General features: G+C 30.3%; 10 protein-coding genes and 1 pseudogene. All 11 read left to right on the top strand.

The window, feature by feature from the left end; genetic code table 11:
- On the top strand, positions 1-670 hold a 670-nt coding region (locus RMN92_RS10440), incomplete at its 5' end, for a Wzt carbohydrate-binding domain-containing protein (protein WP_309609389.1).
- Positions 667-1,293 (top strand): acyltransferase, encoded by a 627-nt coding sequence (locus RMN92_RS10445; RefSeq protein WP_309609390.1) that lies wholly within the window; start codon positions 667-669, stop codon positions 1,291-1,293. The genes RMN92_RS10440 and RMN92_RS10445, both read left to right, overlap by 4 nt.
- Positions 1,283-2,161, top strand: coding sequence for a class I SAM-dependent methyltransferase (locus RMN92_RS10450; RefSeq protein WP_309609391.1), 879 nt, complete (start codon positions 1,283-1,285; stop codon positions 2,159-2,161). The genes RMN92_RS10445 and RMN92_RS10450 overlap by 11 nt, the downstream gene beginning before the upstream one ends.
- A complete protein-coding gene (locus tag RMN92_RS10455) occupies positions 2,158-3,051 on the top strand; it encodes an SDR family oxidoreductase (protein ID WP_309609392.1) in 894 nt (297 codons plus the stop codon). The genes RMN92_RS10450 and RMN92_RS10455 overlap by 4 nt, the downstream gene beginning before the upstream one ends.
- The gene (locus tag RMN92_RS10460) at positions 3,030-4,193 is read left to right on the top strand and encodes a glycosyltransferase (protein WP_309609393.1); all 1,164 of its coding nucleotides are present in this window, start codon (positions 3,030-3,032) and stop codon (positions 4,191-4,193) included. Before RMN92_RS10455 ends, RMN92_RS10460 begins: the two co-directional genes overlap by 22 nt.
- A complete protein-coding gene (locus RMN92_RS10465) occupies positions 4,190-5,083 on the top strand; it encodes a glycosyltransferase family 2 protein (RefSeq protein WP_309609394.1) in 894 nt (297 codons plus the stop codon). The genes RMN92_RS10460 and RMN92_RS10465 overlap by 4 nt, the downstream gene beginning before the upstream one ends.
- Before the next feature lie 18 nt (positions 5,084-5,101).
- Positions 5,102-5,914, top strand: coding sequence for a glycosyltransferase family 2 protein (locus RMN92_RS10470; protein WP_309609395.1), 813 nt, complete (start codon positions 5,102-5,104; stop codon positions 5,912-5,914).
- Positions 5,911-6,483, top strand: a complete 573-nt coding sequence (locus RMN92_RS10475) for a DapH/DapD/GlmU-related protein (protein ID WP_309609396.1) — start codon at positions 5,911-5,913, stop codon at positions 6,481-6,483. The genes RMN92_RS10470 and RMN92_RS10475 overlap by 4 nt, the downstream gene beginning before the upstream one ends.
- 9 nt (positions 6,484-6,492) lie before the next feature.
- Positions 6,493-7,251, top strand: a complete 759-nt coding sequence (locus RMN92_RS10480; protein ID WP_309609397.1) for a glycosyltransferase — start codon at positions 6,493-6,495, stop codon at positions 7,249-7,251.
- The gene (locus tag RMN92_RS10485; protein ID WP_309609398.1) at positions 7,248-8,480 is read left to right on the top strand and encodes a glycosyltransferase; all 1,233 of its coding nucleotides are present in this window, start codon (positions 7,248-7,250) and stop codon (positions 8,478-8,480) included. The genes RMN92_RS10480 and RMN92_RS10485 overlap by 4 nt, the downstream gene beginning before the upstream one ends.
- A gap of 42 nt (positions 8,481-8,522) precedes the next feature.
- Positions 8,523-9,130: pseudogene (locus tag RMN92_RS10490) on the top strand (hypothetical protein); the annotation flags it as partial.

Here is a 9,130-nt window from a genome sequence, read left to right on the forward strand (position 1 = left end):
TGTCGGCGATGCAGAATTTCAGAAAAAAGCCATCGGAAAAATGCAAAATATGTCTCGAGAAGGTGGTCGCACGGTTTTGTTTGTAAGTCATAATATGGCTTCTATTCAAAAGTTATGTGCAAATTCTGTACTTTTGGATAACGGAAAATTTGTATTGAAAGGAAAAACAAGTGACGTAATTGAACTTTATTTGCAATCTAACCAATACGAAGGTTACAAAGGTTTGTATATTAATAATTTAATAGAAGAATCAGGAATAGCGGCTATAGAACTCGTTGATAAAAACAATATAAACAGAACAGAATTTGGCTTTGACGAAGCTATTACAATCAAAATTAAAGCGAAAATATTAGAAAAACACTTAAATGCTAGTTTGGGTTTTCGAGTTGTAGATAGAAAAGAGCAGGTAATATTTACATCGGAAGTAAAATTTAAAACCATACTTCAAAAAGAAGGTTTACACGAATTTGAAGTTAAATTACCAGAAAAATTTTTAGTTCCCAATAAGTTTAGACTTACATTTGGAATACACATACCTAACGTTCAGTTAATAGATTATCAAGAAGATTGTATTTCGTTTGAAATTGTCGAGACAGGATCAGAATTCCATATTTATGGATCGAATGATTTTGGTTGTGTTATCGTTAATTGTAATTGGAAAGTCTTATGAAATTGATAAAGAAAATAATAAATTTTATAGGTAAAATTAGCAAGCTTAAAATTCATGTAAATGATAATTTAAGTTATATATTGTTTGCACAATCGTCAAATATTTCAAATTTAAGAATTTCTGTAAGAAATCCTTTAGAAGATAAAAAATATCTAGAAATTGGTGAAAATTGCTTGTTGAATGGAGATTTTATTTTTGAAAAAAAAGAAGGAAAAATAATTATAGGAGATAGAACTTTTATAGGAGGTGGAACATTTATATGTATTGATGAAATAGAAATTGGTAGTGATGTAATGTTCTCTTGGGGGTGTACAGTAGCTGATAATAATTCGCATTCACACGTATGGTCTGAAAGAAAAAATGATGTTATTTCTTGGAAAAGGGGCGTTGATCAAAACAAAATTGGATTATATAAAGATTGGACAAATGTAAGAAAAGATAAAATAAAAATTAAAAACAAAGCTTGGATAGGCTTTAACAGTATTATTTTAAAAGGTGTTACAATTGGCGAGGGTGCCATTGTTGGTGCAGGAAGTGTGGTTACAAAAGATGTTCCAGACTGGACAATCGTAGCTGGAAATCCTGCTAGAATAATTAGAGAAATTCCAGAAGATGAAAGATAAAATGACTTGGGAGCAAACCATAAAATATATTAGAACCCGACCTGAATATCAATTTTTAGTTGAGAAAGCTTATTTTGAAGAGGATTTAGTTTTAAACGTAGAACGATTTACAAAAAGTGATGAATTCATAGAAACGTTGCGACTTATAAAACAATATGCACCAAACGCAAAATCAATTCTGGACATAGGAAGCGGTAATGGAATCAGTTCCATTGCTTTTGCACTTCAGGGTTTTGAAGTAAAAATCATCGAACCAGACCCAAGTGAAACTATAGGAACTGGAGCTATCAGGAAATTAATCACTCATTATGAATTAGATAAAATCACTATTTTTGAAGCTTTTGCAGAAGATATTGCTTTCGAAAAGGAAAGTTTCGATGTGGTTTACGCACGACAATGTATGCACCATGCCCATAATTTAAATAAATTTATTCAGGAAGGAAGTAGAGTGCTTAAAAGAAAAGGCTTGTTTATTACCATCCGTGACCATGTTGTGTTTGATGAGAACGATAAAAAATGGTTCTTGGAAAATCATCCGTTGCAAAAATATTATGGAGGAGAAAATGCGTTTACTCCTCAGGAATACCAGCTACAAATGAAAAATGCAGGTTTGAAAATAGAAAAGGAAATTAAGTATTTTGATAATACTATTAACTATTTTCCGTACTCAAAAGAAGAAATTGCTAATATGTACAACCTAAAACAAGAGAAAGCATTACTTACTTTAAAAAAGAAAATAGGCTTGTTTTCAGTACTGCCATTTTTGCGTAAAATGTATTTTAATAGAATTGGATTGTATAAGAGGGCTATCTATGATGAAAGTAAAGTTCCGGGAAGAATGTATTCTTATATAGCTGTTAAAAAATGAAAATACTTATTATTGGTTCAAATGGATTTATAGGCAGTCATTGTATCGACTATTTTGCTGCAAAAGGCAATTATGTCTGGTGTGCTAATGTTTCAGAACTTGAGAGTGACCGTTGTTATAAAATCAAACGTCAGAATTCTGATTTTACAACAGTTTTTAAAACACAGCAATTTGATGTTTGTATCAATGCATCAGGTTCTGCACATGTGGGATTCTCGTTTGGAAATCCTTCAAAAGATTTTGAACTCAATGTAATTAACGTGCAAAAAATTTTAATAGCAATAAGGGATTATAACCCTAATTGCAAATTTATTAATTTTTCGAGTGCGGCTGTTTATGGTAATCCGAAAACACTACCAATTATAGAAAATACACCTTGTAAGCCACTTTCCCCTTACGGTTTTCACAAACTACAAAGTGAACTGCTACTCACAGAATATCATAAATTTTTTAACCTAAAAACTTGTAGTTTGCGTGTTTTTTCAGCTTATGGACCACGACTAAAAAAACAATTATTTTGGGATTTATATCAAAAGTCACTCAAAAGTGATGTTATTTCGCTTTACGGAACTGGAAACGAAACAAGAGATTTTGTATATATTGATGATTTAATACAAATTGTAGATTTAGTGATTCGAAATTCTTCGTTTGAAGGGACTATTTATAATGTAGCAAATGGTGTTGAAACGACAATTTCCGAAGCAGCTAGTTTATATATCAATGCGTTTTGTCCTGAAAAGAAAGTTGTTTTTAATGGCGAAGCGAAGATTGGTGACCCAAATAATTGGCTAGCTGATGTTTCGAACATGATCGAGATTGGCTATAAAAAAACAACATCAATTGATAAAGGAATTGAAAAGTATGTATTATGGCTAAAAGAATTAAAGTAGGTTTCATCTATTCATATGATGAAAACTGGATTGGAGGAACTTATTACTATCAAAACTTGATTCAATCACTTAACTTATTGCCAAGCAGTATAAAACCTCACTTAGTCATTTTAAGTGATAAAACCGAATCTTTTGATTCCATTAAAGAATTTAATTATCCCTTTGTAACATATCAGTTAATAAATAATACGAAAGAAGGTTTTTTTGAAAAATATAAGAATAAATTGAAAAGGAAATTATTCTCAATAAAGTCTGTTAACAATAAGAAGATCAATTTTGGGATTGATGTTTTATTTCATCCAAGTGAAGTTAACATTCCCAATACCATCAAAAAACACTTGTACTGGATTCCTGATTTTCAAGAAGTATATTTGCCTTATCTGTTTGCCAAAGATTATTTAGATTTGAGAAAAAAAAGTCAAGAAGAATTATTGTCAAATGATAAACATGTTTTATTCAGTAGTGCAGATTCTTTTAATGATTTTAAAAAATTATATCCAAGTAGAAAATCCAAATGTTATGTTGTTAATTTTGCTGTATTTCACTCGAATTTCTCAGGTTTAAAAATTGAAGACCTGAAAAATAAATATAATATACAACATGAGATTCCTTATTTTTTTTCCCCAAATCAATTTTGGGAACATAAAAATCATATAGTTATCCTGAAAGCAATTAAAAAAATAAAAGAGACTTATGATTTTAAATTTCAAGTGCTTTTATCAGGAAAAGAGTTTGATCACAGAAATCCAATATATTTTGATAGTTTGAAAGAATATGTAAAAAAAAATGATTTAGTAGAAAATATTATTTTTTTAGGTTTTATAGACAGAAAAGAACAGTTGTGTTTCATGAAAAATGCCTTGACAATAATACAACCTTCTTTATTTGAAGGATGGAGTAGTGTTGTAGAGGATGCAAAAGCCATGAATCAAAATCTTATAGTATCTTCTCTAAATGTTCACAAAGAGCAATTAGGGAACCAAGGCTATTATTTTAATCCTTATAATGAAAATGAATTAATTGATCAAATCATATTGTTTCTGAAAAATGACATCGCTAAGCCCGAATTTAGTTACGAAGAAAATTTGAGTTTGTTTGGCAGTAAATTCTTGGATGTTATAAATAAAATAAATTTAAAATGAATTATCCAAAAATTACAATAGTAACACCAAATTTTAATGGAGAAGAATACTTAGAAGAAACTATTTTGTCAGTCTTATCGCAAAATTACCCCAATTTGGAATATATAATTATAGATGGGGGAAGTAGTGATAATTCTGTTGAGATAATCAAGAAGTATGAAAATCAATTGTTCTATTGGATAAGTGAACCTGATAAAGGTTTGTATGATGCAATTCAAAAAGGGTTTGATAAAGCAACTGGTGATATAATGGGATGGATTAATTCTGATGACGTTTACCAGAAAAAATCATTTTTCACTGTTGCGGAAATATTTAATAATTTTTCAGATGTAAATTGGTTATTAGGGATGCCAACATGTTTAGACGAAATGGGTCGAAACGTATTTGTAAACAATATAAGAAAGTGGTCTAAATTAGATTATTATTTGGGAGATTTTCAGTGGATTCAGCAGGAGTCAACATTTTGGAGCAGAAAGTTATGGGAAAAATCAGGAGGATATATTGCAACAGATATTAAATATGCTGGAGATTTGGAATTATGGCTGCGTTTTTTCAGGTACGAAAAATTATTTGTAACTCATGCTCAATTAGGTGGTTTTAGATTGCGTTCGAAAAATCAGCTGTCTCTGGTTTTTCTTGACCAATACTTAGAAGAAGCTCGAGGTAAAATTAAAAACGAAATAGATTTTTGTATACCTGAAAAAGAAAAAATACAGTTAAAAAAAATACAGAAATACAATCGGATCATTAACAGTACTAAAATAAAATTTTTAAGAAGAAATTTGAAAAGAATTATAAATCCCAGGATTAAAAAAATAAAAGAAGAGTATTTTGCATACCCTTCTATAATTTATTTTGATAGAATTACTCAAAATTTCTATAAAAACTAATAATTATAATAATTCATTATGAGTAAACTGTCAATTATTACCATCAATTACAACAATGCATCAGGCTTGCAACGCACTATCGAAAGTGTTGCAGCCCAGCAGTATTCCGATATGGAATATATTGTTGTTGATGGTGGCTCGACAGACGAAAGCCTAGAAATAATTAAACAACACGAGAAATTTATAAACAAATGGGTTTCTGAAAAAGACAACGGAATTTACAATGCTCTGAATAAAGGTATAAAAATGGCTACTGGCAACTATTTGTTATTCTTAAACAGTGGTGACCATTTTTATGATTCAGCAGTGCTAAATAAATATCACCATCATATCGAAAAGGAAGACCTGATTGCTTTTGATATTCATTTTTTTGGTCCAGGATATAATAAGATCGGAAAACATATAGATAATTTAAACTTTACTTTTTTATTTGAAGATACCTTTGCACATCAGTCCATTTTTATAAGAAGAAACCTATTCGATAAAGTAGGGTTGTATGATGAAACCCTTAAGATTGTAGCTGATTGGAAATTTTTCATACATGCGATTGTCTTTCATAGGAGTACATATAAAGCAGTTCATGAAGTACTTTCGACCTATTATCTTGACGGAATAAGTGGTAGTCCAGAAGGGGTTATTTTAAGAAATAAAGAAAGGAAAACGATTTTAAAAAATGATTTTTCATTATTTTATGATGATTATATAAATGCTAAAAAAAACAGAAAATTGCTCGCTATGAATCGTTTTGTTATGTTACAGCAACTAGAAAAAAGTTATCTAGGAAGAAAATGTAGTTCGTTAGTGTTGAAATTTATGACTCAATTTTCATGAAATATTTATTAAAAAAAATAGCAAAAAAACTAATAGGATTCAATTCTCCGAAACCTATACATAAAACTTTATTAGATAAACTCAAAGAGAACGGACTTACCGTAGGAACTAATTTTAATATGTTGCCAGAATGTATTATCGATTATTCTCATTGCTGGCACATTACTATTGGCGATGATGTTACTTTAGCGCCAAGGGTACATATATTGGCACATGATGCCAGTACCAAGAATCATTTGAACTATACGATTGTAAAAAATGTAATTATAGGAAACAATGTTTTCGTAGGAACAAGCAGTATTATTATGCCGGGTGTTTCTATAGGTGACAATGCCATTATTGGAGCAGGGTCAGTTGTTACAAAATCGGTTCCTGAAAATTCAGTATATGTTGGAAATCCAGCTAAATTTGCTTGTACAACAAGTGAGTTTATAGAGAAACAAAAACTAAAAATGAATTCAGAAAATGTTTTTGAAGAAGCTTATACTTTAAGATCAAATATTACTTCACAAATGAAATCTGAAATGATAGAAAGTATAAAAAATAACGGAATTGCCTTTGTGATTTAAAACTAAATTATGATTCCCAAAAAACTCCATTATTGTTGGTTTGGTAACAACCCAAAGCCCAAAACATTTCAAGACTGTTTGCAATCTTGGCAACAATTTTGTCCTGATTTTGAAATCATCGAATGGAACGAAAAAAACACCCAATCCTTTGCCAATGCGTTTTATAAAAATGCGTTGCGAAAAAAAAAATATGCTTTCGTTGCCGATTATATCAGGGCTAAAGTACTTTTTGACCAAGGCGGAATTTATCTCGATACCGACATGCTATTGCTAAAACCAATTGACGATTTATTGCAAAATGATTTTTTTATTGCCGAAGAAGTTAAAAATCGGATAAATTTTGCCATTTTCGGCACTATTTCAAATCACCGTTTCTTAGAACAAATGCTTAATTTTTACAATAAAAATGAGTTTAATGGGTTTGCGCCACCCGTTATTACACACACTTTTAGTCCTGTTATAAACCAAGAAACAATAGTTACCAACGAGATTATTTTTAGTTCAGACTATTTTTATCCGTTATTGTTTGAAAATAGATTAGAACATTACACAAAATATATTCAACCAGAAAGTTATGCCGTACATCTTTGGGATCATTCTTGGGGAAAAACGAATGCAATAGGATTTCTTGGGTTGTTAGAAAATCTAAAAACAGTAAGCATAGACTTTCTTTTTTATGGTTATTCTTTTTCCTATTTCAAACGATATACCAAAGAATTCTCCCGAAAAATAATTCAATTGGCAAAAGCTAAAATAACCCACTCATGAAAGTATTGCATATTATAACCTCCTCTAGAGGTGGTGCGGGAATTGCCGCTTTAAGGCTACATGAAGCTTTGTGCGAAAGTGGCGTGTCTTCTGCTTACTTATCGGTAAATCGCACTATAAATTTCGAAAATAAAACAATAGCGGATTCTTTTTTTAACTATCAAAAACCGTCTTTTTTCGAGAAAATAAAAACCAAATTTCAACACTATTTTTTGGCTACTTTATTTCAAAAAACAACAAAAAGACTCAACTTAATAAAGCAAGATTTGCATTGTGAAATTGCGACATTGCCATTTAGTGATTACAAACTTCACGAACATCCGTTGGTGCAAGAAGCCGATATTATCAACCTGCATTGGGTTGCAGGCATTCTCGACTATTCCACTTTTTTTGAAAATTGCAACAAACCAATTGTCTGGACATTTCATGATATGAACCCTTTTCAAGGTTTGTTTCATTACAAAAATGACGAAGTGGCAAATGCCAAAACTGCAAGTAAATTAGATGATGAAATAAAATTAGTCAAAGCAAAGGCTATACAAAAAATACAAAAAGGAGTAGTGGTAACACCTTCTAAATGGATGCTGGTAGCAGCTCGAGAAAGTAAAGTTTTTTCTCATTTTACAAAAACACACATTCCAAATGCTATAGATTTCACTGTTTTTTGCCCACAAGACAAAACAAGTCTAAGAGCAAAACACCATATTGCTCCAAATGATTTTGTACTTCTTTTTGTGGCAGAAGATGTTAGCAATATTCGCAAAGGATTTTATTTGCTGCAAGAAGCATTAGTAAACCTAAAAAAGACACCCATAACAGTATTAGCAATAGGAAAAGGTGTTATTCCTGTAAATGAGAATATAAAAATTATATCTTTGGGAGAAATTAGTTCGCCAGTGGCAATGGCAGCTTGTTATGCCATGGCAGATGCCTTTGTGTTGCCAAGCCTAGAGGATAATTTGCCTAATGTTATGCTAGAAGCCTTTGCTTGCGGCATTCCGCTTATAGGATTCTCCATTGGTGGTATTGCAGAGCATACAAAAATTGGTTTTACAGGTGTTTTAGCAAATGAAATATCAAGTTTGTCTTTGGCGGAAGCTATAGCAACTTTTTATAAAACCAAAGAAAATTATAAAAGTGGGGTTATTGTGCAATATGCAAAGGATCATTTTAATAAAAAACAACAAGCTAAAGCTTATATAGAAATATATAATGGTTTGTTAGGATAATTAAATGAAAAATAAATCATTTGTAAATTATTATTAAAAAGTATGATTTTATTTTTATTGAAAATTGGGAGGAGATTATATGGAAAGGTTTTTGGGCTAAAACTCAGAACTTTTTTTAATCGTTTTCCGCCAGAAAATAACGGACAAGAATCTTCGGATTTAATTTATGATATATTAGCCTCTAATAAGCCTTGTATGATTTCAAGACTTGGAAATGTTGAGTTTAAATGTGTTTATTTTTATAAAATAAATAAAAATAACATATTTAAAAAATATATAAAGTATATAAAGTATATAATTGGAGATATTGATGATGTTGATTGGACACCAAAAATGAAACACGAACTACAACATAATGCAGGTTTTTTTACAGCTACATCAGAAAATTTAGAAAAATTTTCACAAAGAATGCTTAAAGATATTGTGAATATAGACATACTTGCATCTGGAATTGATTATGAAAATGAATTTAAAGAGGAACTGAAAAATGCAGCAACTATAGGCTTTGAAGATTTAAACTCTTATAATCATAAGAATCCTTGGAGTAGGGTTTTAAAAAACAAAAAAGTACTAGTAATACATCCTTTTGCCGAAAGTATACAAAGTCAATATAAACGTAGAGAATTTCTTTTCGAAAATAAAGAGATTTT

The sequence above is a fragment of the Flavobacterium sp. genome (assembly GCF_031363805.1).
Classification (GTDB): Bacteria; Bacteroidota; Bacteroidia; order Flavobacteriales; family Flavobacteriaceae; genus Flavobacterium.

Bases quoted from the DNA above. Each gene is read 5' to 3' on its own strand.
- RMN92_RS10445 (WP_309609390.1), top strand. From the start codon at position 667: ATGAAATTGATAAAGAAAATAATAAATTTTATAGGTAAAATTAGCAAG.
- RMN92_RS10450 (WP_309609391.1), top strand. From the start codon at position 1,283: ATGAAAGATAAAATGACTTGGGAGCAAACCATAAAATATATTAGAACC.
- RMN92_RS10455 (WP_309609392.1), top strand. From the start codon at position 2,158: ATGAAAATACTTATTATTGGTTCAAATGGATTTATAGGCAGTCATTGT.
- RMN92_RS10460 (WP_309609393.1), top strand. From the start codon at position 3,030: ATGGCTAAAAGAATTAAAGTAGGTTTCATCTATTCATATGATGAAAAC.
- RMN92_RS10465 (WP_309609394.1), top strand. From the start codon at position 4,190: ATGAATTATCCAAAAATTACAATAGTAACACCAAATTTTAATGGAGAA.
- RMN92_RS10470 (WP_309609395.1), top strand. From the start codon at position 5,102: ATGAGTAAACTGTCAATTATTACCATCAATTACAACAATGCATCAGGC.
- RMN92_RS10475 (WP_309609396.1), top strand. From the start codon at position 5,911: ATGAAATATTTATTAAAAAAAATAGCAAAAAAACTAATAGGATTCAAT.
- RMN92_RS10480 (WP_309609397.1), top strand. From the start codon at position 6,493: ATGATTCCCAAAAAACTCCATTATTGTTGGTTTGGTAACAACCCAAAG.
- RMN92_RS10485 (WP_309609398.1), top strand. From the start codon at position 7,248: ATGAAAGTATTGCATATTATAACCTCCTCTAGAGGTGGTGCGGGAATT.